The sequence below is a fragment of the Pseudomonas sp. AGC41 genome (assembly GCF_057334555.1).
In genome coordinates this window covers 41460-65558 of the sequence record NZ_JBHFJB010000064.1, presented here as the reverse complement: position 1 = coordinate 65558, position 24099 = coordinate 41460, and the positions used below count along the sequence as shown (strand labels likewise).

Here is a 24099-nt window from a genome sequence, read left to right as displayed (position 1 = left end):
TATCGTTTTCGCCAAATATATTCATTTTTTAGCTGGAATCCCCGTTACAAGTCGAACCGTACCTGAGCTATCTTTCAGGAATACAAAAGGAACCTCAATGGTTCTCCCATTAGTCCCTACAATAGGGATTTGCTGCTCGAACGTCTGACCGTATTGAGTCGTTTTGGTCACCACGGCCTTCGCTTCATTAAATTTTATCTGCGACGCCAGCTGCTGCCAATTATCTTTGTTAAAGCCAAGAGCCTGCTGAAACCAGGTCGCTTTGGTTTGGTTCTGAGGATGCGCAGCATCAAGCAGATACCCCTGCAATTTACTCTGAAGGTTAGCAGTATCAAAACCGGCGTCTAGCTCATAAGCATTCTTCAACCTGGTTTCGACCATTTTTACATTGTTCCTGACAGTGCTACCAGCGCCCACCGCCGCACCACCCATCAGCGCTAATCTATCCAGTGTCGGAGCCCAATCCCCTATCACTGTCGTAAGGTATTCAACGACTTTTAAGGAGCGGTCAACGAGGATGGCCTTATAGACTTCGCACGTATCGTTCTGACAGGGCATTGCTAGAATCGAATCCACGGAATCCATCACCCGATCACGTGTTTCTTGCGCACGCATCGATCCTGCGATTTCCTCTGCGTATGCAACGTTAGCCAAGCTGTCTTCGTTATACTTCCCCTCCTCCCAGCGTTTTTTGGTGCAAGCATCATCGGTGCCGCACCCGGTCATATCTTTCACGAACAGTTTTCTTTCACCATGCTCCAGATAGTTGAATTTAGTAGCTTGTTGTGCAACCCAAGCCGCTACAGCCTGGTCCTTATCAGACCCGCCCGCAGCCGCAGCGACCGTTAAACCAATTAACTGGGACGTCATTGCCAGCAACTGGTCGTGAGAGTTCCCAACGAAAATCTTGTCGCCTACCAAGGACACAAAAGCTTCGTTAGCGCCTGCGGCCAAAGCCCCGGTTCTAAAATCACCACCAGCAAGCTCCGCAATTAATCCCCCCACCAAGGCATGCGCGCCCACTTTAGCAGGAAGCCCTGAATACTCCAGCTGGGCACCAAGCTTGTTATAAATTCCTGCACTCATAACATCCGCAGCGGAACTGATAGCCATTTGGGCAAGGTTATCCTTGAGGCTGCCACCGTTTATTGCCGTGCCGGCAATAGCATTAAAACTATTTTGAGCCAGCGTGTAGCTGGCGAACTTTGTAAAACCATCCAATTGACCGAGGTCAAAACCGTGAGTGGCTTTGGATGCATCCGCTGATGAAACGCCAAAGGTCTTATCAAGCACCCCCGAAGCAAAACCTGCAGCGAGGCCACTGACTAAGTAGCCTTTCATACTTTCAGGAGACGTAACGTCTTTGAGGACAGCCCCCAGATCACCTTTATTATTAATAACACTGATAGCCGCCTGGGATATGGCACCTGACACGGCGGCGGAAGTCGCCGCGCTTGCGGCAGCAGCGATGGTAGCCGCAGTTGCCTCACTAAGCCCCGCCGCTAGCGCAGCACTTTGAGCGGACGCGCCTGCCGTGGCTCCTAACGCACCGACGCCGGCGGTTCCCGCACCAGCCGTCAGTACAGTAACCACGATCATGATCGCCAGCATCGCGCCTTGACCAAGACTGGAACTGCTGTACTTAAAAGACTCGTGGGTTTCTTTAATCAGCCGCCAGTCCACATCGCCGCGTTGTTCAGCCTCCTTGAGCCAAGCCAATTGCGGTTCCGCCTTGACCATTGCATCGATTGTCTGGCTGATGGTTTTCTGGTCGATTTGCTTGATGTCGATATTAACGCCATCAACCGCCCGGATGACCAATTTGCCTTGAGCCGTCAGTTGAGTTTGGCGCAACGTCTCGTCCGTGTGGCCCTCACCCTTCATCGTATTCCAAGTCAGACTTGTGTTGCTCTTTGTATGACTTTCCTGGCTCAGGTCCTTCACGCCTTCGAAGGTAATCGAACCACCACTTTGTATCGTCAGGTCGCTACCGCTGTTAAGTTTAGCGACCTGATAACGCTGATCCTTCCCGCTAAGCAATGTCAAATCTCCGCCCGTAGATATCTCCGTACCTACGTGCTTAATGCTGGTAATTTCATCACGCTTGAGTTGCTTGCTTCCCCAACTTCCTTTTTTCTTCCTGTCATATAATGAATAGTCAGTATCCTGCGCGGCCAGCAACTCAAGGTTTCCCCCAGCCGTTAGATAGGCCTCGTCACCGGCTGTGATTTGGGTCGAAACCACCGCCATGTTTTTTCCGGCACTGAGATAAACATCGCCCCCTGCCTTTATAGTGCTTCCGACCTGTTTGACGTGGTCCTCTTGGGTCGTGACTTTCTTGGATTTGGAATAAGAGTGGCTTTCGTTGGCAGCGGAGCTCAGGAATACGTCCTCCACAGCCGTCATGCCGATGTCGCGCTTGGCTTCAATCTGGCTGCCGACTTCGGCAAGATTTCGCCCGGCACGGACGATCAAATCCCGGCCGACGTCGAGTGTGGAACCGTACTGAGTGATGCTTGAAGTCTGTCTGCCGAGCGTCCCGCTATTACGCTGCTCAGCGGTGACAATATTGGCGTCACCGGCAGCATTGATAGTGGTATCTCGTCCACTCTGTAGGATTCCGCCATTGCTGGTGAAGTTGCCCCCAGCCTTGATGGTCAAATTATTCGCAGCTTCAATACGGGCAGCACTGTCGACGTATTCCAGATACAGGCGTTTATTGTCACCACTGGCCGTAATGGAACGCTCAATGAGCACATCACCGGTGGTAGTGGTCAGGTTCACATCACGTCCTGCAAGGATACCGCCGGCCCTGTTGACGATATTCTTGTCAGCCAACAGATCCAGCCGTCCACCCGCTTCGACCAGCCCACTGTTGACAATGTCGTTAGTTGCCTTGGCACTTAGGTTATTGGTCGCTCGCAAGGTCCCGGCATTCTTCAGGTCCTGTCCAGCAATCAACTCGACATCAGCACCTTGAATCAACGCCCCGTTCGGTGCCAGGCGGTTGTTGGCCTGGGCCATGTACAACACCGGCACCAGGACTTTTTCACCGTTCACCACGTGCTCTTCAAGCCAGACGATGTCGTGGGTCAGTGCCGCGACTTGTTCCGAGGTCAGGCTCACTCCGACGGCCAGGTCCAGCTCTTTCTTGCTGGCAATGGCGTTGTTCATCAGGTATTTGAACATGTCCTCGTTGGAGGTTTGGCCGTCGATGAAGCGTTGGCCGGTTCGGGCGATGACGGCCTCTTGAATCAACCGTTGTTCGTAGAAACCATCGCCTAGGCGCTTGGCGCTCAGGTCCGGATCGTAACCGAGGTTCTCCAACAAGTAGTCCGAACTCATGAACTGCTTGAGGTCGGTGAGCACCGGGTTGGTTTCGATCAGGTACTTTTGCGGATTGGATTTGAATGAGGCATCTGGCAACCCCTGTACTCGTGCAACCGTTTGGCCGGCCACTGGCGCGCTGCCCGACGAGCCGCCTGCAGCCTGCACGGCCTCCACTTGGGTGGCGGCAACAGAACCGTTTTGGATGGGCAATGGGAATGGGCTTGCTCCGTTGCCGATCAGATCACCCAGACCTTGTTGACGCTGGCCGGTACTGATCGAGGCGCCGCCCAGTGTCCAACTCTGCGGCCCGGCGTTGGCGTGGGCCGCTTGTTGGGTGGCTCCACTTTGTCCGCTCAAGCGAAACAGACCGTTTTGCCCCGTAGGCAGGCTGAAGCCCGGCAGGGTCAATGGGTTGAGCTGCTGCTGTGCAAGGTTGGGCGGTAATTGCCCGTGGATCTCCACGATTGTCGGCGTCATTTGGCCGCCGAGTTGTGTGGAGCTAATTTTAGAAGGGCCGCTGCTTAGCGTGACGCCCTCGCGAACAACACTGTTGGTCAGGTTCTGGGTAGCGTTGATGCGGACCGCGCCGCCGGCTTGCACCACTGCGTTGGCGTAATCCGACGGGCCGTCATAGGTGATGGTGTTTTCGAAAAATGCGGCGTTTCTGACAAAGCTTGGGGCTTGGCTCCGCACACCGTCGTCGTAGTGCGCTGGAGTGAAATCGTAAAACCCACCGTCATATTCTATCCATATCGACCCAAACCTGATGTAACGCATCGCCTCGCCGCCTGCGCGGCGCCCACCTATTCGGGAGAGAGACTCAACACCTTGACTGTTCCATACACGCAAGTTCGGGCTGATGAAATGTCCATTCACGTATCCGGCCGCCCCCGAATCATAAGAAGGATCGTTGGCAGCGTTGTAATCCATGATTGCCCGCCAGGCACTCAGGTTTTCGCCGGGACTATTTAGAGAACGCTTTACGCTGTAATTGCCAACAGCCGCACCCTGGTTGGTGAAGTTCTGCAAGTTCAGCGTCAGATCATTGCCTGCGCTTATGGTAGAGGCGTTATTCAGTAGCTCTCGACCGTTGCCTATAAGATTTCGACCTGCTGTCAAACTAGCGGATGCCGAGTCTTGGATGATCTGCGATTGATAGTTTTCAATCCAAACCAGATAGCCAGGAAAGTGAGGTTGGAATACGTCAAACGTCGAACACGTATAGCACTGCAGCCCAATCGCCCCCGATACCAACCCGCCCGTAGCTTCAAACACATCCTTACGGTTCTCGATATGGTCGGCAGCCAGGGTCAAGTCCCCGCCACTTTCAATCGAGGCCGAAATATTGGCAATCGAAGCGCTCCAGCCATTGCTGTCATCACGACCAATGCTGACATCGCCCACCCCATAAACATCGGCAAAACGGTTGGTAAAGTCATTGACGCGCAGGGCCATGTCGCCGCCGCTGAAGATCAAGCCGTTCTGATTCAGCACGCTGGACGCGGCCAGGCGAAGGTTGCCGCTACTGCCTAACGTCCCGAAGTTGTTGATTGAGCCAGCGTTGACCGTCATTCCAGATGCAGACGTCATCCGGCCAGAGTTGTAGAGTTGACCGCTGATGTTAATGGTCGAGGTTCCGCCACCCGCAACGCTGCCAGCACCGCCCAGGCTCATCGAAGCAGCGGTCAATCCCAGGTTGCCCAGGCTGCTGTAGCGCCCGTTACCACTGTAAGTACCGCCCAGTAGAAGATTGGCCGTGCCGTCGCTGGCGATCAGCCCGTCGTTGCTCCAGTTGCCGCCGTTGCCCACCAGGCTGGTGGACGCCAGCAACTGTCCGCTACCGGTCTGGGTCAGGTTGTTGACGTTGACGGTCAGCCGCCCCGCCTGGATCACGCTGCTGTTGGTCCAACTATCAGCCGCGAGTGTCAGGCTTCCGCGCGTGACGAGACTGCCACCGGCATTGGTAATGTTGGCAGTGGAGATATCAAAAATGCCGCTGCCGGTGTGCAATACGCTACCACCCAGATTTTGGAAGCCAGCGGCATTGAGGGTCAGTTCGCTGTTCGCAGTTTCGATGTTGCCGTTGCGGTTATCAAAGAGGCCACCAATCTGGAAATCAGTTTTCCCACTGGCACCAAGGGCACGCAGCCTGCCGCCCTGGTTATCTATGCTTGCGGCTCGCACCACCAAGGTGCTGTCACTTTCCAAGATGCCGCCGCTGTTAGTCAGGCCCCCGCTCAGCCCCAGTTCAATGCGGTTGCCGGCGATCTGACCGGCGCTGTTGTCCAGGCTGGCAGCGCTGATGTTGATCAACCCAGTGGCATAGAGCCCACCGTTGCGGTTGCTCAGGTCAGCCGTGTTGATGATGACATCGCCCGCTTGGGCCGCGATCCGCCCGCCGTTGTTGTTCAGCCAGGCCAAGGCGCGGAGGTTGAGGCGCTGGGCCTGGATCACGCCGCCCTTGTTGTTCACATCGAAGCCGTTACGCAACACGCCCACGGTGCGCGCTTCAAGGGCGCCCTTGATTGCGGCGAGGGTGCCGCCGCGGTTGTCGATATTGGCCGCCGTGACGCTGACGTCGCCGGTCTGGGCGATGAGTTTGCCGCCCTGGTTATCGAGATCTGCGCTTAACTGAAGATCGAGACCGGTCTGCCCCTGCATCTCGCCCTTGCCATTGGCCAGGCTCGCGGCATCGAGCTCGATACCCGCCGTCTGGCTGTAGATCAGGCCGTTGCTATGGTTCTGCACGGCGCCGGTGGCGGTGATCGCCAAGGCATTTTTTGCCGCGATGGTTCCGGTGTTGCTGTTGTCCAGCGAGCCGGTGAGCAGGGTCATTTGATCCTGGCTGGCGATCTGGCCGCCCTGGTTGTTGATCGCCGTCGCGCCTTTGATGGTCAGCGGGCCGGCGCCGGCAAGCTTGGCGGCGCTGTTGTCGAGTGTGCCATTGAGGTTCAGGTTGACCTCGGCGTTACTCACCAGCGTGCCCTGGCGGTTGTTTACATCGTTGGCATCGAGGGTCAGCGCTTGCTTCGCGTTGACCGCGCCACTGACGTTCGCCACCGAGGTGGCCTTGATGGTCAGGCCCGCGCCGCTGTCGATCAGGCCGCCCTGGCCGTTATCCAACGCGCCGCTGAGGGTGAGGTTCTGCGCGCCGCCGCTGCTGAGAATGCCCTTGGTGTTGTCCACCGAAACGGCCGTCACGCCGAGGCTGCCCTGACTCACCAGCGCACCGCCGTTGCCGTTGAGCAGGTTGCCCGCCAGGTTGAGGTCCACGTTACCGTTGCGGCTGGACAGCGTGCCGTTGTTGCGGTTGTCCAGGCTTGTGCCTTTGACCAAAAGCCCCTGCCAACCGGAGATCAAGCCGTTCTGGTTGACCAACGCTTGGCCGTCGAGGCCCAGGTTCTGGCTGCTGATCAGCTTGCCGCCGCTGTTGCCCAGCGTCCGGCCTTTGACGTCGAAGCTCTGGTTGCTGGAGATTTCGCCGCCCTGGTTGTTCAGGTCGCGCAAAGCGTTGAACGTCAGCGGACCTTTGGCGGTGATCAGGCCGTTGCGATTGTTCAGGTCGCCGTTGCCCAGGTTCAGGGTGACGGCTTTTTCGCCGAGCAGGCGGCCACCGTCTTGCGTCAGCGATGCCAAGGTCAGGTTGATGTCGCCCTTGGCCGAGACTTCGCCGCCATCGCTGGAGTCCAGGGAGTCGGCGTCGACGCTGAGGTCGCCTTGGGCGTTGATCAGGCCGTTGGCGCTGTTGTTCAGGGCCATGGCGTTGAGGACCAACGCGCCGCCGGCCAATACGCTGCCGCCCTGGTTGTTCAGGTTGCCGCTGTTGAGGGTGAGCAGTTGGGCGGCGCTGATCAGGCCTTGGGCCTGGTTATCGAGCTGTTGATCGATGGTCAGAACGAGGTTGCCGCGACTGGTGACGGTGCCGCCGTTGTTGTTCAAGCTTTGTGCGTGGGTATCGACGGTGGCCGCACCGATCATGCCTTTGACATTGTTCAACGCTTGGGCGATGCGCAGGGTCAGGCCTTGGCTGCTCAGCAGTTTGCCGTTGTCGTTGGTGAGGTTTTGCGCCGTCAGGGTAAAGGCTTCAGCGCTGGAGATTTCGCCGCCCTGGTTGTTCACGCCACTGAGGTTTTTCAGCAGCAGCGTATCGGGGGCGTTGATCAGACCGCTCTGGTTGTTGAGCTGGCCGTTGTTCATGTCCAGGCTCAGCGAGGCATTGCTGAACAGCTTGCCGCCCTGCTGATCCAGTCCGGTAACCGACACCGTCAGCGCGCCTTGGCTGCCGATGCTGCCGCCATCCTGGTTGGTGACCTGGCCTGCGACGAGGTTCAGCGTGCTGGCGCTGTTGAGGCGGCCATTCTGGCTGTTAGCGAAAGCACCGGTGGTGACGCCCACCGCGCCCTTGGCGCTGATGTGGCCCTGCTCGCGGTTGTCCAGCGCGGCGCTGGTCAGCAGCAACGCGCCGTCGGTAACCAGTTCGCCGCCCTGGTTGTCGAGCCCTCCCAGGCTATGCAAGGTCAGGTCCTTGGCGCTGGACAGGCTACCGCCGGTGTTGGTCAGGTTGGCGGCGGTGACATCGAGCGAACCTTCGCTGCTGAGCTGGCCTTGGCTGTTGAGCAGGTCGCGGCTCAGGTCGATACGCTGGTTCTGCTGGCTGATCAGGTAGCCGCCGCTATTGTCGAGCGAGCCACCGTTGAGCTCCAGTTCGGTCTTGGCGCTGAGCAGGCCTTTGGTGCGGTTGAGCAGTTTATCGACCGTCAGCTTCAGCGCCTGGCCGGCGAACACCTGGCCGCCATCGCTGTTATCGAGGTTCTGGCTGACCAGCGTGACGTCTGCGTTGCTCGACAGCTCGCCGCCACGGTTGTCGAGGTCGTCGACATCGAGATCCAGCGCTTTTGTCGCGCCGATCAAACCGGCCTGGCGGTTGTCGAGGCTGGCAGCCTTCAGCGTCAGGGCATCGGTGCTGATCAGGGTGCCTTGGCGGTTATCCACGGTGTTGACGGTGGCGTTGAGCCCGGTCTTGCCGACGACCTCTCCGACTCGGTTGTCCAGGCGATCAGCAGCCAATAGCAGCGCGCCGTCAGCGATCACTGAGCCGCGTTGGTTGTCGAGCAGCGTGTCGACCGTCAGATCGAGTCGGCCGCGGCTGCTGATCAAGCCATCGCTGTTGTCCAGGCTGTTGCTACGACTGTCCACCGATGCCGCCGAGATGGCGCCGCGAGCGTTGTTCAGCACTTGGGCGATGCTGAGCATCAGGCCTTGGTTGCTCAGCAGTTTGCCGCCGCTGTTATCAAAGTTTTCTGCCGCCAGCGTGAACGCCTGCTTGCTGGAAATTTCCCCGTTCTGGTTGTTGACGCCCTTGAGGTTGTTCAGCAGCAATGCACCCGAGGCGTTGATCAGGCCGCCCTGGTTGTTCAACTGGCCCTGGTTCATGTCCAGGCTGAGGCTGGTGTTGCTGAACAGTTCGCCGTCCTGTTGATCCAGGCCGGTGACACTGGCGTCCAGCGCCTTGGCACTGGCGATGCGGCCGGCGGCGTTGTTCACCTGGCCGGCCTTCAGCTGCAGCGTGTCGCTGCTGATCACGCTGCCCTGCGCGTTGAGCAGTTGCCCGGCCAGGTTCAGGTTCAGCCCTTGTTGGGTCGAAACCGAGCCCTGGCGGTTGTCCAGCGACGCGGCGCTCAATTGGGCGTTCTTGCTCGCCGTGAGGCGCCCGTCCTGGTTGTTTAGCTGGCCGCTGGCGGTGATGTCGAGCATCTGCCCCGCCACCACCAGACCCGCGACGTTATCCAGCGAGGCAACGCGCAACGTGAGGTTGCTCAGGCTGCTGAGTTCCCCGGCGCTGTTGATCAACTGCCCGACATCGGCCGTCAGGTTGCCATTGCTGCTGACAATGCCTTGGGTGTTGAGCAGCTTGTCGGCGCTGACGTTCAATGCGCTGTTGCTCAGCACGCGGCCCTTGTTCTGGTTGTCCAGCGTCCCGGCTTTTATCGTGGCGGTCTGCCCGGCGCTGAGGGTGCCGCCCTGGTTGGTCAGCGTTTGCGTAACGTTGGCCGTGAGGTTACGGCTGGCGACGATGCTCTTGCCGTGGTTATCGAGCGTATTCGCCGTAACACTCACATCCCCCGAAGCATTACGCGTGTTATCCGCATTCACCCCCGCTTCAACAATGCCGTTGTTGCTCAACTGCCCACCGGCACTGAGGCTGATGCCATCGCGCGCCGCCAACGTCTGCCGGTTGGTCAAGTCACCCTGAACCTGCGCATTCAACGTCGTCCCGGCATAAACCGGTCCCTTCACATCAACGCTCGCCGCCTTGACATTAACCGCCCCCGTGGCCGAGGTATCAACCATGCTCAAATGCCCATTGGCATCGAGCTGAATATCCCCGCCACTGGCAATCAACTTGCCGTCCAGCTTCACCCCGACCCCGGCCTCGGTGCCGACCAGTTTGATGGCGCCTGCGTACATGCCACCCAACGCCGAAGAGTCGATCGCCAGTTCCGGCTTCACACTGCCGTCATCGGCGCGAGCGCTGGCGCTCAACGTCTCTGCGTTGACATCGTTACGCCCGGCCACGATCGTCAGGTTCTTCGCCTGGATCTCGGCGTTGATCTTCGCGCTGCGGGTGATGATTTCGAAGTGGTCGACGTTGTTTGCATTGAGGCCCGCGCCTTCGATGGCGACGCTGCCCTGATCGACCTGATAACGATCCAGCCGGCCGTTTTCGACGATTGGCTTACCGGTGCTCAAGGTCACTTTCGGGCTGTTGATAAAGCCGCAGCCATTGCAGCTGATGCCGTAGGGGTTGGCGACGATGACGTGGGCCGACTGCCCGGCCACTTCGGTGTAGCCGCGCAACTGGCTGGGGCTGCCGCCGTTGACTTCGTTGAGGATGGTCGTGGCGGCTGCGCCTTGGAGGTTCGGGTTGCCGAGGATGATCCCGCCCAGTTGCGTGGACTGGGTGCGCGAGGTGGCGTTATTGAGGATCACGCCGTTGCTGTCGACGTTGTAGTCCTTGAACTGGTTGTGGGACAGACCGTTGGCATTGGGCTTGGCGATGTTGACGATGGGCACGCCGTTGCCCGCCCGGTCCAGGCCGGTGCCAGGCGCGCTGACGACGATGCCTTCGGCCTGGGCCCACATGGGTTGCCAGAACATGACGTTGGCCAGCAAAAACGCCAGGCCGCGCTTGGGCATGCCGAGGAACCGCTCGCGGTTTTTCAGGGCAGCAGAAGGTTGGCGGGCCAGGAAGGCGTATTGGCGGTCGTCCATGATCGGGGTCTCGTTGCAGCAGATTAAATGGATACGTCCACGCGGAAGTAGATCGGCGCTTCGCGCTCGGTCAGGGCATCCGGACGTTCCAGGGAATGGGCGAAGGTGACGCTGGCGCTCAGGTGCTGACCACGGGCGAACAGCTCCAGCGAGTTGCTCGACATGCGCCCGTGCTGATCGCCGTTGTAGCGATCGCCACGGATCACGCCTTGGTCATAACCGAGGCTGGTGCCGTATTCGGCGAACACCGGGCGCAGCCACTCCAGCGTCACCGGGCGGCTCCAGCGCAGGTCGTTGCGCCAGTAGCCGCCGCTGTCGCCGGACAACGATTGGTCCTTGTAGCCACGAATCGACGACTGCCCGCCCAGGCTCATGCGCTGCGGGCTGAACAGCACGTCTTCGCTGCGCTGGCCGGTCATCAGGCTGCTGAAGCTGAACGACTCGCCCCACACCTTGAAGGGTTGCAGGTAGCTGGCGGTGGCCGTGTACTTGCGGTAACGCGCGTCGGCCTGGCCGGGGCCCGGGTCGTTATCCCCCTGGGCATCGAAGGCGCCGATGCCTTGCTGCACGCCCAGGTCCAGGTTGACGAAGGCGTTGCCGATCCGGCGGCCATGGTTGATGCCGAACTGGCCTTCGCTGATGCGATTGCTGCTGACATCGAGCTTGCTGTCTTCGATGAAGTTATTGGTGCGCAGGTACGCCAGGCCCGTGTTGAGGGAGGTCTTGCTGACGGCGTCACGGTGAATCACCCGTTCGACGCGCAACTGATGGTTCTGGCTGTCGCCCGTCTGCTTGAAGTTGAAGCCATTGGCCGGGATCTGCGAGCGATATTCGCTCTGGCTGTAGGTGTAGCTGAAATTCCACCAGCCCCAAGGCAGGTTGTAATAAAGCATGGCGTTGTTGGAGGTGTGCTGGTGGTCGGTCATCGCGTCGTGACCGCCGCGCAACATCAACTGATCGGCCAAGCCCAGCGGGCTGTCCCATTCAAAGCTGGTACCCCACTGTTGCTCGCCGGTGCTGCGCTGGCCGTCGTTGCTGCGGGACAGGCCGGCACGCCAGGGCTTTTGCGGATCGTTGGTCACCAGTACTTCACTGCCTCCGACGTTCTGGCCGGGGGTCAGCTCCATTTTTGCCTGGTTCGAGGGCAGGCGATTGAGCTGGTCCACCAGTTGTTCGATTTCCCGCAGGTTGACCAACTCGCCGGCCTTGCCGGGAAACGCCATCGCCAGCTCCCGCGCGGACAACCGGCTGTTCTCGGCGCCCTTCAGGCCTTCCAGGCGCCCTTCCACCACCAATACGCTCAAATGCCCGGCGGACAGATCCTGTTGCGGCAGGTAGGCGCGACTGGTGACCAGGCCTTTTTCGATGTAATGGTCGGTGATGACTTTGAGCAGTTCGTTAAGCTGCGGCACGCCCAGGCATTGGCCGATGTAGGGCTTGAGCAACTGCTCGCGCTCGCCGGCGGACAGGCTGTCGGCGCCTTTGAGTTCGATGGTCTTGATCGTGAAACAGCGGGTCTCGGCTGGCGTCGTCGGTTGGGCCGGTTGCGCCTCCTTGCCGGGCAAGTCCTTGAGTTCCTCGAGACGCCGGCGTTGCTCTTCGAGCAAGCGGTTCTGGCGCTCGCGGATCAGGTCGGTGTCACCGGGCGTCGGCGCGGCGAGAGCAAGGGTAAGCGGAGAGAGGCACAGCAAAGCCAGGCACAACCTCGCCCAAGGGGCGGGTGAGAACATGTTCGATCCCTCGAAATCAGTGACATCAAAATAGTGGCGCGATATTAATGAGCCATCATTTTGACGTCAACCAACCGTTCCAGCTTTCGGGTGAGGGCTGTAACCATTCATCCGAAATCAGACGATTCTGAAAATCGGGAAATCAGGTTGCCGGGAACCGCGTGAATGAACTTTCCCTGGCCGCCCGGCCTCAACCGTCTACCTGCCCAACAAAGGAATACGAGGCCCGAGCCATGAAGAACCTCATCCAATTCACCCTCGCCGCCACCCTCACCTGCGCCCTGCCGGCCTGGGCCACTTGCACGCCCGAAGAAGCGACCATCAAGCGCGAACAACTGGCGGATAAGGTGACCAAGCTCACCGAACAAGATCCGGCCAAGGCCAAGGAAATGAATGAAGAATTGCAGGCGATGAACCTGGAAACGTCCAGCAAGGACGTACCGGACAAATGCCAGCTGATCGATAAGCGCCTGAAGGAGCTCGAAGAGGCGCAGAACAAGGCCGAGTGATCAGCCTCGCGCGGATAGGAAAGGAAGGAAAGGACTGCCCAGGCCGGTCTGGGGTCGCCCGGTCAATTCGCTGCGAGGCCGAGCGCAACCTCGGGCTGGGCCAACCTCAGGAACCGGATCAAGGCCTCGCGTTGCGCCAGGGCATCCTGGCGCCCCAGCTCGATCAATTCGCTGCAATAGCCTTTCTCGAATAACAGATAACTCAAAACACTTGCACCGCTGGTCTTGGTCGCGCCCGGCCCGCGCAGGAATACCCGCAACGCGCGGGGCAGCTCCTGGCGATGGCGCGCGGCGATTTCGTCGATCGGCTGGCTCGGGGAAATCACCAGCACTTCCACCGGTGCCGCGCCGAGGGCGTGGGCCGGCACATCGTCTGGCAGCATGTGGCTGAACCTGTTCAGGCGTTCAAGCAGCTCGATGTCGCTTTCCAGGCTGTCGATAAACGTGCTGTTGAGCATGTGCCCGCCGATCTGCGCCAGGGTCGGTTGCAGGCCGGTGTAGCTGCGCTCCAGCGGATCCTGGGCCGACACGCCGCGCGGGTTGCCGCTGACGCCGATGACCAGCACGCGGTTGGCCCCCAGGTGCAGGGCCGGGCTGATGGGTGCCGATTGGCGCACCGCGCCGTCGCCGAAGTATTGCGGGCCGATCTTGACCGGCTCGAACAGCAGAGGGATCGCCGAGCTGGCGAGCAGGTGTTCCACCGACAGCTGCGTGGGCACACCGATACGCCGATGGCGCAGCCAGGCGTCGATGGTGCCGCGCCCTTGGTAAAAGGTCACCGCCTGGCCAGATTCATAGCCAAACGCAGTGACCGCTACCGCGCGCAGTTGGTGCTCGGCAATCGCCTGCTCGATACCTGCGGCATGGAATTGCGCCTGGAGCAGTTCGCGCAGCGGCGAACTGTCGATCAGCGCCACCGGCAGCTTGGCTCCCAGGCCGAGCAGGCTATGGCCGATGAATCGCGTCGCCTGGCCCATGACCCCGCGCCAGTCGCTGCGCATCACCTGGTGGCTGCGCACGGCTTGCCAGAAGGCCGTCAGGCGTTCGATGGCGGTCTTGAAGTCCATCGCCCCGCTCGCCAGGCTGACCGCGTTGATCGCACCGGCCGAGGTGCCGACGATCACCGGAAACGGGTTGCGACCGCCCTCCGGCAGCAACTCGGCAATCGCTGCCAATACACCGACCTGATACGCCGCTCGAGCCCCGCCGCCGGAAAGAATCAAACCTGTCACCGGTTGAGCTGGGGTCATCGCGATACTCCGTGTTCAGTCATAGGGGCTACATGATCAACCGCGTTTATCGTACAGCTTCGGCTCGCCGGGCGGCCGGGTCTTGAAGCGCCGGTGGGCCCAGAGGTATTGCTCGGGACACTGGCTGACCGAGCGCTCGACCCATTGGTTGATGCGCAGGCAATCAGCCTCTTCGGTCTCGCCGGGAAAATCTTCCAGCGGCGCCTGGATCACCAGACGATAGCCGCTGCCATCGGCCAGGCGCTCCTGAACGAACGGCACGACCAGTGCCTTGCCCAGGCGCGCGAACTTGCTGGTCGCGGTGACCGTGGCCGCCTGGATGCCGAACAGCGGCACGAACACGCTTTGCTTGGCGCCGTAGTCCTGGTCCGGTGCGTACCAGATTGCCCGGCCGGCGCGCAGCAACTTGAGCATGCCGCGCACGTCATCACGCTCTACCGCCAGGGAATCGAGGTTATGCCGTTCGCGGCCACGGCGCTGGATATAGTCGAACAACGGGTTCTTGTGCTCGCGATACATGCCGTCGATGGTGTGCTGCTGGCCGAGCAGCGCCGCGCCGATTTCCAGCGTGGTGAAATGCAGCGCCATCAGGATCACGCCCTTGCCGTCGCGCTGGGCCTGCTTGAGATGTTCCAGGCCTTCGACATGGGCCAGCTTCGCCAGGCGCGAACGCGACCACCACCAACTCATGGCCATTTCGAAGAAGGCAATGCCGGTGGAGGCGAAGTTTTCCTTGAGCAGACGCTTGCGCTCGGCGGCGGACTTCTCGGGAAAACACAGCTCCAGGTTGCGACTGGCGATGCGCCGTCGGTCGCCGGCCGCGCGATACATCAATGCCCCCAAGGCGCGGCCGATCCGCAACAACAGCGGATAAGGCAACTGGACGATCAGCCACAACAGCCCCAGGCCGCACCACAGCAGCCAGAAACGCGGATGAAAAAAAGCAGCTCGAAAACGCGGGCGATCCATTACAGCTTCCATTAATACCTGGGCCGCGCATTCTACATCGTTCGACCCGGCTTGCGGCTCGCGGGCGATCTCGTTATAAGTCTCGGCACTTTTAGTGACAAGCCGTTGTACGCCGACCATGAGCCAAACCGAACCGCTAGACCAAGATCCCGTGTTCCAGCTGAAGGGCAGCATGCTCGCCATTACGGTGCTGGAACTGGCCCGTAACGACCTGGAAGGCCTTGACCGGCAGTTGGCGGCGAAAGTCGCCCAGGCACCGAACTTTTTCAGTAATGCCCCGCTGGTACTGGCGCTGGACAAGCTGCCGGCCGGTGAGGGCTCGGTGGACTTGCCGGGGCTGATGCGCGTGTGCCGCCAGCACGGGCTGCGCACCCTGGCGATCCGCGCCAGCCGCATCGAAGACATCGCCGCCGCCATCGCCGTGGACATTCCGGTGCTGCCACCCTCCGGCGCTCGCGAACGCGTGCTGGAGCTGAGCCCGGCGGAACCGAAGAAGCCGGAAAAACCGCCAGAGCCGACCATCAAGCCGACCCGCGTGATCACCTCGCCAGTGCGCGGCGGCCAGCAGATCTACGCCCAGGGCGGCGACCTGGTCGTGGTGTCCTCGGTCAGCCCGGGTGCGGAACTTCTCGCCGATGGCAACATCCATGTATACGGCCCGATGCGCGGCCGTGCGCTGGCCGGTGTCAAGGGCGACACCAAGGCAAGGATCTTCTGTCAGCAGTTGAGCGCTGAACTGGTCTCTATCGCCGGGCAATACAAGGTTTCCGAGGACTTGCGGCGCGACCCGTTATGGGGTGCCGGGGTCCAGGTAAGCCTGTCGGGCGACGTGTTGAACATCATTCGGCTTTAACGGATACTGCCGCATTTTCCAAGCATCTCTAAAACCTAGCGAAAACGGCTTGAATGACGTAGGAAGAAGGACCAGGCAGCGTTTACCCAAGGTAGACCCCGCCCGCATCCGATTCCAGCCAAGCCTGTCCAGTTGCAGCAGTTTTTCCAGAGATGTTTTTCAGGGGCTGACAAAGTCCTTTTTCCTTAGGGGTGAAACACCTTGGCCAAGATTCTCGTGGTTACATCCGGCAAGGGTGGTGTGGGTAAGACCACCACCAGCGCCGCTATCGGTACCGGCCTCGCCTTGCGCGGCCACAAAACAGTCATCGTCGACTTCGACGTCGGCCTGCGTAACCTCGACCTGATCATGGGTTGCGAGCGTCGCGTGGTCTATGACTTCGTCAACGTGGTCAACGGCGAAGCGAACCTGCAGCAGGCCCTGATCAAGGACAAGCGCCTTGAGAACCTCTACGTACTGGCCGCCAGCCAGACTCGCGACAAAGACGCGCTGACCCAGGAAGGCGTGGAAAAAGTCCTGATGCAACTCAAGGAAGACTTCGAATTCGTGGTCTGCGACTCCCCGGCCGGTATCGAGAAAGGTGCCCACCTGGCCATGTACTTCGCTGACGAAGCGATCGTCGTGACCAACCCGGAAGTCTCCTCGGTACGCGACTCCGATCGCATGCTCGGCCTGTTGGCAAGCAAATCCCGGCGTGCCGAGAACGGCGAGGAGCCGATCAAGGAGCACCTGCTGCTGACCCGCTACAACCCGCAACGCGTCAGCGACGGCGAAATGCTCGGCGTCGAAGACGTCAAGGAAATCCTCGCGGTGACCCTGCTGGGCGTGATCCCGGAGTCCCAGGCGGTACTCAAGGCTTCGAACTCCGGCGTGCCGGTCATCCTTGACGACCAGAGCGACGCCGGCCAGGCGTACAGCGATGCGGTCGATCGTCTGCTGGGCAAAACCGTCGAGCATCGATTCCTCGACGTCACGAAGAAAGGTTTCTTCGAGCGCCTGTTTGGAGGTAGGTAATGAACCTTTTTGACTTCTTTCGTGCCAACAAAAAGCCAAGTACCGCCTCGGTCGCGAAAGAGCGTCTACAGATCATCGTGGCGCACGAACGCGGCCAACGCAGTACCCCGGACTACCTGCCTGCCTTGCAGAAGGAACTGGTGGAAGTGATCCGCAAGTACGTCAATATCGGCAACGATGACGTGCATGTCGCGCTGGAAAGCCAGGGCAGCTGCTCGATCCTGGAACTCAATATCACCCTGCCGGATCGCTGATCGACCCAGCAGGTGCCACGGCGGCTCGGGCTCTTCTCCCCCTCCCTCGGAGGACAGGAAAAGGGTTGGAGCCGCCGTTGGCGTTTGTTACGAGACTGTTCAATGCCCCTGTCCAACATCCGCATCATCCACCAGGACGCCGCCGTACTGGTGGTCGACAAGCCGACCCTGCTGCTCTCCGTGCCTGGCCGGGCGGACGACAACAAGGATTGCCTGATCACCCGCCTACAGGAAAACGGTTATCCGGAAGCGCGAATCGTGCACCGGCTGGATTGGGAAACGTCCGGCATCATCCTGCTGGCCCGCGACCCGGACACTCACCGCGAACTGTCCCGGCAATTTCATGATCGAGAAACCGAAAAAGCCTACACGGCATTGTGCTGGGGCCAACCGGAGCTGGACAGCGGCAGCATCGACCTGCCCTTGCGCTACGACCCGCCGACCAAGCCCCGCCATGTGGTGGACCACGAACAGGGCAAGCATGCCTTGACGTTCTGGCGTGTACTGGAACGTTGCGGCGACTGGTGTCGGGTCGAATTGACGCCGATCACCGGACGCTCGCATCAATTGCGCGTGCACATGCTCTCCATCGGCCATCCGCTGCTGGGCGATGGGCTCTATGCCCACCCGCAAGCCCTCGCCGCCTGGCCACGGCTGTGCCTGCACGCGAGCATGCTCAGCTTCACCCACCCGCAAAGCGGCGAGCGCCTGCGCTTCGAGTGCCCTGCACCGTTCTAAGCGTTGACCTACCGAGTAGCGCGCCAGGTCAACGAGCAAGCCCTGAGTTAAAATTTCCTACAAAAATAAGTAAAAAGAATTACATCTGAAATTAGGCGTTTAGAATGGGGCATTTTTTACCCAGGCAGGACGCCCGTGCCATATCCATCGATGCTTCAGCAAAACTACCCCTTCGCCTTTCGTTTTCTGAATACCGAGCTACATTTTCGGGAAAAACCTTGTCGCCACATTGAGCACTCGCTGCGGCAGTTGGTCACCAATCGCCGCAAGCGTGACGCGACGCGCATGACAGCGATCATCTCAGGCAGCGAGCAGTTGATGTTCGCCAAGGTGCAGCGCCTGGACAGTTTTAAAAGCAAGGTTCGCGTCACCTTGGGTACGCCCCAGCGCAACGGACGCTTCGACTGGCCATTGGAAGAGTTACAGAACACGCTGCATGTCCAGGAACGCGGCGTTGAAACGTCGGCGCTGCTGGGGTTTGGCTACACAAGTAATGCAATGGGGCTAGCTCAGGATTACTTCCTGATTACCCAGTTGCTGGAAGACCACACCGACGGCGCAAAATGGCTGGCCGAACATCCCGAGCAAATCGAAACATTCCTCCAAAAAGCGTTCCAGCTTCTCGACTCTCTCACGAGCAAGAACATCAGCCACATGGATTTCTGGGTGGGCAACCTCATGCAGCCGTCTGATGGACAAGGGTCACTCAAGGCCATCGATTTTGAGAACTGCTTCTCGCGGCCGACGCAATACCTCAGTGAAACTCTCGGTTTCCAACTCGGGTTCCTTTATCACCGCCAGGTCTACAGGTTTATCACCGAAGCCCGTTATGACGGCCTGGTGAGGGAGTACCTCAAGCAGAAGCCAACGGTGTCGATGGACAACTTCAACAAGGTGTACCAGGTCAGCAAGCACAACCACCTGGGCCGCAAGGAACGTCGAGAGGTGTTTTTGCAAGGCCGACTTGTGCTTGGCTGACCCGTCCGCGGCGCGGCATTGATCCTGCAATGTCCCTGGCGGTAGGGTAAACTTCCGGTTTTTTGCCGCCTGGAATGACAAGGGCTTCGCATGCAGGTTACTAGTTTTCAGGAAACGCCCATTAAAAAGGTAGGTCACCAGCTGCTGTATCTGATCTACGGCGACAACGACGTTTATCGTCTGGAGGCCAAGTTCAGCATCCTGACGGCCCTTGCTCACGGCAATCGATCCACTCTTCCCAGCATCAGGATCCTGACTGACCGGCCTGAGGACTACCTGGGCTGGCCGGTCGAGACCCTCGCGCTGTCTCCCCAAGTGCTAAGCGAGTGGCAAGGTAAAAACAGTTACATACATCGGCGCAAAGCGTGTGCCATCGCGGCTGGCCTGAAGCTGGCGAAAAAAACCCTGTTTGTCGACACCGACACGCTATTCCTTGCCGACCCCGACCTGCTGTTCAAGCAAATCCAGCCAGGGCAATACCTGATGGACCGCCTTGAATACGATTGGGGCTACGTCTGCAAGCGAGAGAGTTACCAAAAGTTAGGGGTGCACCTGCGCGCGAAAGGCATCACCCCGGACAGTGGCTTCAAACTCTACAACAGCGGGCTATGCGGCGTGACCGACAACGACGGTGCGCTGCTTGCCCAAGTCGTCGGATTGATCGATGAATGTACCGAGGGTGGTTTCGACATTCATACCATCGAACAGATCGCGATTTCGTTCGCCCTGCGCAACCAGACCATCGAAGTAGGCAACAAGTACGTTCATCACTACTTCGGTGAAAAACGTTTCTTCCACTCCATGCACGCGCATTTCTTCGCGCTGCACGGCGAGGCTTTCAGCGAACAGTTGGTAGAGCGCAGCCGTGAGGTACCCAATATCCGGCCTTTCCCATCGGCCTGGAGGCGCCTGAAAATAAAATGGCAATTGCGCCGCCAACGCGGCGCACTGCATAGGATCGGTCGCGACCTGCTGTATGGCAGCGCGGCGCCTGAAAATCCTTACTATGCGCTTTGCAGGCATCATTGGTGGGATTCCGCATCCAGTCAAATTCTTCGCCTGAATCCGGAGCACCGGCAGCAGCTGTTTGGCGAACTGCGACATTGGCCACCGCACCTGCCGTCGCCATCCAAGGCTCAAGACAAGACATTGATCATGGCGCACCTGCGCAAGCGAATCATGTCCTCCGACTAATCGGGATATCGAGGCCGCACAACCCTCCATGTGTGGAGAATGGCTCTGCAATCCAGACTGTCAATACGGTAAACTCCTGCCCATTGCTGTCTGGAGTTCTTTATGCGCGCACAGTTGAACCAGGGCCTGATCGACTTCCTCAAGGCCTCCCCTACCCCGTTCCATGCCACTGCCAGCCTTGCCCAGCGCCTGGAAGCGGCGGGTTACCAGCGTCTCGATGAGCGCGAAACCTGGGCCACCGAGGCCAATGGTCGTTATTACGTCACGCGCAACGATTCCTCGATCATCGCCTTCAAGTTGGGCCGCCACTCAGCGCTGCACGACGGCATCCGCCTGGTGGGCGCCCACACCGACAGCCCCTGCCTGCGGGTCAAGCCGCAGCCGGAACTGCAGCGCCACGGGTTCTGGCAACTGGGCGTGGAAGTTTACGGCGGCGCACTGCTGGCGCCGTGGTTCGACCGCGACCTGTCCCTGGCCGGGCGAGTGACCTTCCGCCGTGACGGCAAGGTCGAGAGCCAGTTGATCGACTTCAAGGCGCCGATCGCCACGATCCCGAACCTGGCCATCCACCTCAACCGTGAAGCCAACCAGGGCTGGGCGATCAACCCGCAGAACGAACTGCCGCCGATCCTCGCGCAATTCGCCGGTGACGAACGCGTCGATTTCCGTGCCGTGCTCACCGACCAGCTGGCTCGGGAACATGGCTTGAACGCCGACGTGGTGCTCGACTACGAGTTGAGCTTCTACGACACCCAAAGCGCAGCGGTTATCGGTTTGCACGGCGACTTCATCACCGGCGCGCGCCTGGACAACCTTCTCTCATGTTATGCCGGCCTGCAGGCCTTGCTGACCGCCGACACCGAAGAAACCTGCGTGCTGGTGTGCAACGACCACGAAGAAGTCGGTTCCACCTCGGCGTGTGGCGCCGACGGTCCGATGCTCGAACAGACCCTGCGCCGCTTGCTGCCCGAAGGTGAAGAGTTCGTACGCACGATTCAGAAATCCCTGCTGGTTTCGGCGGACAACGCCCACGGCGTGCACCCCAACTATGCCGACAAGCACGACGCCAACCACGGCCCCAAGCTCAACGCCGGCCCGGTGATCAAGGTCAACAGCAACCAGCGCTACGCCACCAACAGCGAAACCGCCGGGTTCTTCCGTCATCTGTGCATGGCCGAGGAAGTGCCGGTGCAGAGCTTCGTGGTGCGCAGCGACATGGGTTGCGGCTCGACCATCGGCCCGATCACCGCCAGCCAGCTGGGCGTGCGCACGGTCGACATCGGCCTGCCGACGTTCGCCATGCATTCGATCCGCGAGCTGTGCGGCAGCCACGACCTGGCGCACCTGGTAAAAGTGCTGAGCGCGTTCTACGCGTCACGCGAACTGCCGTAAGCCTGTGTGTGGTGAGGGAGCTTGCTCCCGCTCCAATGCGCAGCATTGGCAACATCCGGGTTCAGTCGCGGATTTTGGGGCGGCTGCGCCACCCAGCGGGAGCAAGCTCCCTCGCCACAAACGCATTCGCCGCCACGGGATGCTTGCATACCCGCCTTCCTCGCCAAACCCCAACTAGACTGACCTTATCCCCCCCGACAAGGCTGTCGCCATGATTTCCATGACCTCGTTCAACGCGATGCTGGTGCCCATCATCGCCGGCATGATCCTGCTCGCCATCGGCTTCAATTTCCGCGACAAGAATGTCGGCGTGTTTGCCATGTGGATCGGCATGTTACTGATTCTCGTCACAGTACTGTTCAGGATCCTGGCCAAGCTCAACGACGTCTCCTGAACGCGCCTCAGGCCGGCTGTTCCGGCACGTCTACCCCGACATGGATCGCATCGTGGCGCCAGAACTCCAGGTCGCAATCGATCAGCCGCTGATGCTGGTCGTAATTGACCCGGGCAATCCGCAGGCCGGGGCTGCCCACCGACACCTTCAGCGCCGCCGCGGCTTCCGGCTGTAGCGATGTCGGCACGATTTCGAATTTCACCCGGCCATAGCGCAGGTCGTAGTGGCGAGCGTACAGCTCGGTCATCGACTGGTTGAGGTCGAACTCGAGGATGTCCGGGAAGTACGCGGGATTCAGGTAGTGCTCGACGTACAGCACCAGGCGTTCGTCGATGCGTCGGGTACGGCAGATCTGGATGACGCTGGACAGCGCCGGCAATTGCAGCCAGGCGCAGACCGCCGCCGACGCGGGTTGCAGGCGGGCCGAGATTACCTGGGTCGAGGGTACTCGTCCCTGGGCACTGACCATCGCGTGGAAATGACTGCGCTGCATCAGGTTGTACGCCAGCCGTGGCGGCGAGACGAACCAGCCCCGGCGCTCTTCCCGGTAGATCTGCCCCTGGGCTTCAAGCTGCAACAGCGCCTCGCGCACGGTAATCCGGGTGGTGCCGAACAGTTCGCTGAGCTTGCGCTCGGCCGGCAACTTGCTACCAGGCGCCAGCAAGCCGTGATCGAGCTGCTCTTGCAGGACCTGCCCGATGGTTGTCACCGCTTTGGTTGTCTCAACGCGCATCAACGTTACCTATCTGGACTAGACCAGCACTGTTTCGGGGCAGGATTCGATCACACATCAATCCATGTCTCATGCCTGCAAGCCTAGGCACTGCGCATGACTGATAGATGACACAACCGCTGAACGGTCAACACACCGACTTGCAAATTAACGGCCAAGGCCTTGCAGATCAGCTGCTTACTCATGGTCTACGCTTATGACGCAGCGACGCTTCATGAGCCCGACGATTGCTGGCGAACCTTGCATCGACATCAAAATGTCATGGGACGCGCCTACATTGGCTCAGGTATTGCTGACCTAGACCAACACCATCGCAATCGCAGCGTTGAAAACGCCCATAGGAGCTTCGGATGAAACAGCTTTTCCTGGCATCACTGTTAGGCTCGACCATTGCCATGTGCACCGCCGCCATGGCCGCTGATACCGATCTGAAAACATTGGAAGCCGCTGCGAAAGCGGAAGGCGCCGTCAACAGCGTCGGCATGCCCGATGACTGGGCAAACTGGAAAGGCACCTGGGACGACCTGGCCAAGCTCTATGGCTTGAAACACATCGACACCGACATGAGTTCGGCCCAGGAAATCGCCAAGTTCGCCGCCGAGAAAGACAACGCCAGCGCCGACATCGGCGACGTCGGTGCCGCCTTCGGTCCGATCGCGGTCAAGCAAGGCGTGGTCCAGCCCTACAAACCAAGCACCTGGGAACAGATCCCGGACTGGGCCAAGGACAAGGATGGCAACTGGGCCTTGGCCTACACCGGCACCATTGCCTTCATCGTCAACAAGAAACTGCTGCACGGTTCCGAAGTGCCGACCAAATGGGCCGACCTGAAGACCGGCAAGTACAAAGTCTCCATCGGTGACGTGAGTACCGCCGCCCAGGCCGCCAACGGTGTGCTGGCTGCTGCCCTGGCCAACGGTGGCAACGAAAAGAACGTCCAACCAGCCTTGTTGATGTTCGCCGAGATCGCCAAGCAAGGCCGCCTGTCCATGGCCAACCCGACCATTGCCACGATGGAGAAAGGTGAAGTCGAAGTCGGCGTGGTCTGGGACTTCAACGGCCTGAGCTACAAGGCCAAGATGGCCAACCCGGATGACTACGTCGTGTTGATTCCGTCCGACGGCTCGGTGATCTCCGGCTACACCACCATCATCAACAAATACGCCAAGCACCCGAACGCCGCCAAGCTGACCCGCGAATACATCTTCAGCGACGCCGGCCAGATCAACCTGGCCAAGGGCAACGCCCGGCCGATCCGCGCCGAGCACCTGAAGCTGCCGGAAGAAGTCCAGGCCAAACTGCTGCCGAACGAGCAGTACAAAGGCGTGACGCCGATCAAGGATGCCGACGCGTGGGAGAAGACTTCCAAGGCGCTGCCGCAGAAGTGGAATGAAGAAGTCATCGTCGAGATGAAGTGAGGCGCTAGCTCCCGCTTGGAGATCCAATTGTGGGGAGCAGGTCCTGTGGGAGCGAGGGGGGGGGGGGGGGG

15 protein-coding genes are annotated in these 24099 nt (G+C 59.9%); 10 read left to right on the top strand and 5 right to left on the bottom strand.

Annotated elements, in window-relative coordinates:
* Positions 1-21: 21 nt before the first annotated feature.
* Both ACE04F_RS12155 and ACE04F_RS12150 read right to left on the bottom strand, forming a co-directional pair.
* Complete coding sequence (locus ACE04F_RS12155; RefSeq protein WP_486106966.1) at positions 22-10602, bottom strand: two-partner secretion domain-containing protein; 10581 nt, start codon at positions 10600-10602, stop codon at positions 22-24.
* Between the two features lie 23 nt (positions 10603-10625).
* Complete coding sequence (locus tag ACE04F_RS12150; RefSeq protein ID WP_486106964.1) at positions 10626-12332, bottom strand: ShlB/FhaC/HecB family hemolysin secretion/activation protein; 1707 nt, start codon at positions 12330-12332, stop codon at positions 10626-10628.
* Between the two features lie 233 nt (positions 12333-12565).
* Here ACE04F_RS12150 and ACE04F_RS12145 point away from each other — a divergent pair, with 233 nt between their 5' ends.
* Positions 12566-12841, top strand: coding sequence for a hypothetical protein (locus ACE04F_RS12145; RefSeq protein ID WP_486106962.1), 276 nt, complete (start codon positions 12566-12568; stop codon positions 12839-12841).
* A 62-nt stretch (positions 12842-12903) separates the two neighbouring features.
* Here the strand turns inward: ACE04F_RS12145 and ACE04F_RS12140 are convergent, their stop codons facing one another.
* A complete protein-coding gene (locus ACE04F_RS12140; protein WP_486106960.1) occupies positions 12904-14091 on the bottom strand; it encodes a patatin-like phospholipase family protein in 1188 nt (395 codons plus the stop codon).
* 36 nt (positions 14092-14127) lie between these two features.
* Entirely contained in the window at positions 14128-15060 is a 933-nt protein-coding gene (locus ACE04F_RS12135; RefSeq protein WP_486106958.1) for a lipid A biosynthesis lauroyl acyltransferase, read from the bottom strand.
* Between the two features lie 118 nt (positions 15061-15178).
* Between ACE04F_RS12135 and minC the strand changes: the two genes are divergently transcribed.
* The 8 genes from minC to ACE04F_RS12095 all read left to right on the top strand — a co-directional run bounded on the left by minC (position 15179) and on the right by ACE04F_RS12095 (position 21877).
* Positions 15179-15913, top strand: a complete 735-nt coding sequence (gene minC, locus ACE04F_RS12130) for a septum site-determining protein MinC (protein WP_030142350.1) — start codon at positions 15179-15181, stop codon at positions 15911-15913.
* A 201-nt stretch (positions 15914-16114) separates the two neighbouring features.
* On the top strand, positions 16115-16927 hold the full coding sequence (minD, locus tag ACE04F_RS12125; RefSeq protein ID WP_042728954.1) for a septum site-determining protein MinD: 813 nt from the start codon (positions 16115-16117) through the stop codon (positions 16925-16927).
* Positions 16927-17181 (top strand): cell division topological specificity factor MinE, encoded by a 255-nt coding sequence (gene minE / locus ACE04F_RS12120; protein ID WP_039594520.1) that lies wholly within the window; start codon positions 16927-16929, stop codon positions 17179-17181. Before minD ends, minE begins: the two co-directional genes overlap by 1 nt.
* A gap of 102 nt (positions 17182-17283) precedes the next feature.
* Complete coding sequence (locus ACE04F_RS12115) at positions 17284-17919, top strand: RluA family pseudouridine synthase (RefSeq protein ID WP_018612476.1); 636 nt, start codon at positions 17284-17286, stop codon at positions 17917-17919.
* A 285-nt stretch (positions 17920-18204) separates the two neighbouring features.
* Positions 18205-18897, top strand: a complete 693-nt coding sequence (locus tag ACE04F_RS12110; RefSeq protein WP_486106955.1) for a lipopolysaccharide kinase InaA family protein — start codon at positions 18205-18207, stop codon at positions 18895-18897.
* A 90-nt stretch (positions 18898-18987) separates the two neighbouring features.
* Positions 18988-20091 carry a hypothetical protein gene (locus ACE04F_RS12105; RefSeq protein WP_486106953.1) on the top strand — a complete coding sequence of 368 codons (1104 nt, stop codon included), beginning with the start codon at positions 18988-18990 and terminating at the stop codon, positions 20089-20091.
* A 102-nt stretch (positions 20092-20193) separates the two neighbouring features.
* Positions 20194-21483, top strand: coding sequence for a M18 family aminopeptidase (locus ACE04F_RS12100; protein WP_486106951.1), 1290 nt, complete (start codon positions 20194-20196; stop codon positions 21481-21483).
* Positions 21484-21694: 211 nt separating this feature from the next.
* On the top strand, positions 21695-21877 hold the full coding sequence (locus ACE04F_RS12095) for a hypothetical protein (RefSeq protein ID WP_305499501.1): 183 nt from the start codon (positions 21695-21697) through the stop codon (positions 21875-21877).
* 7 nt (positions 21878-21884) lie between these two features.
* Here the strand turns inward: ACE04F_RS12095 and ACE04F_RS12090 are convergent, their stop codons facing one another.
* Complete coding sequence (locus ACE04F_RS12090; RefSeq protein WP_305499499.1) at positions 21885-22610, bottom strand: UTRA domain-containing protein; 726 nt, start codon at positions 22608-22610, stop codon at positions 21885-21887.
* Positions 22611-22960: 350 nt separating this feature from the next.
* Here ACE04F_RS12090 and ACE04F_RS12085 point away from each other — a divergent pair, with 350 nt between their 5' ends.
* Positions 22961-24028 carry an ABC transporter substrate-binding protein gene (locus ACE04F_RS12085; protein WP_486106948.1) on the top strand — a complete coding sequence of 356 codons (1068 nt, stop codon included), beginning with the start codon at positions 22961-22963 and terminating at the stop codon, positions 24026-24028.
* Positions 24029-24099: the final 71 nt, after the last annotated feature.

What these genes read in the sequence shown, in the direction of transcription:
- ACE04F_RS12155 (WP_486106966.1), bottom strand. Translation starts at nt 10,602, where the DNA reads ATGGACGACCGCCAATACGCCTTCCTGGCCCGCCAACCTTCTGCTGCC.
- ACE04F_RS12150 (WP_486106964.1), bottom strand. Translation starts at nt 12,332, where the DNA reads ATGTTCTCACCCGCCCCTTGGGCGAGGTTGTGCCTGGCTTTGCTGTGC.
- ACE04F_RS12145 (WP_486106962.1), top strand. Translation starts at nt 12,566, where the DNA reads ATGAAGAACCTCATCCAATTCACCCTCGCCGCCACCCTCACCTGCGCC.
- ACE04F_RS12140 (WP_486106960.1), bottom strand. Translation starts at nt 14,091, where the DNA reads ATGACCCCAGCTCAACCGGTGACAGGTTTGATTCTTTCCGGCGGCGGG.
- ACE04F_RS12135 (WP_486106958.1), bottom strand. Translation starts at nt 15,060, where the DNA reads ATGGATCGCCCGCGTTTTCGAGCTGCTTTTTTTCATCCGCGTTTCTGG.
- minC (WP_030142350.1), top strand. Translation starts at nt 15,179, where the DNA reads ATGAGCCAAACCGAACCGCTAGACCAAGATCCCGTGTTCCAGCTGAAG.
- minE (WP_039594520.1), top strand. Translation starts at nt 16,927, where the DNA reads ATGAACCTTTTTGACTTCTTTCGTGCCAACAAAAAGCCAAGTACCGCC.
- ACE04F_RS12115 (WP_018612476.1), top strand. Translation starts at nt 17,284, where the DNA reads ATGCCCCTGTCCAACATCCGCATCATCCACCAGGACGCCGCCGTACTG.
- ACE04F_RS12110 (WP_486106955.1), top strand. Translation starts at nt 18,205, where the DNA reads ATGACAGCGATCATCTCAGGCAGCGAGCAGTTGATGTTCGCCAAGGTG.
- ACE04F_RS12105 (WP_486106953.1), top strand. Translation starts at nt 18,988, where the DNA reads ATGCAGGTTACTAGTTTTCAGGAAACGCCCATTAAAAAGGTAGGTCAC.
- ACE04F_RS12100 (WP_486106951.1), top strand. Translation starts at nt 20,194, where the DNA reads ATGCGCGCACAGTTGAACCAGGGCCTGATCGACTTCCTCAAGGCCTCC.
- ACE04F_RS12095 (WP_305499501.1), top strand. Translation starts at nt 21,695, where the DNA reads ATGATTTCCATGACCTCGTTCAACGCGATGCTGGTGCCCATCATCGCC.
- ACE04F_RS12090 (WP_305499499.1), bottom strand. Translation starts at nt 22,610, where the DNA reads ATGCGCGTTGAGACAACCAAAGCGGTGACAACCATCGGGCAGGTCCTG.
- ACE04F_RS12085 (WP_486106948.1), top strand. Translation starts at nt 22,961, where the DNA reads ATGAAACAGCTTTTCCTGGCATCACTGTTAGGCTCGACCATTGCCATG.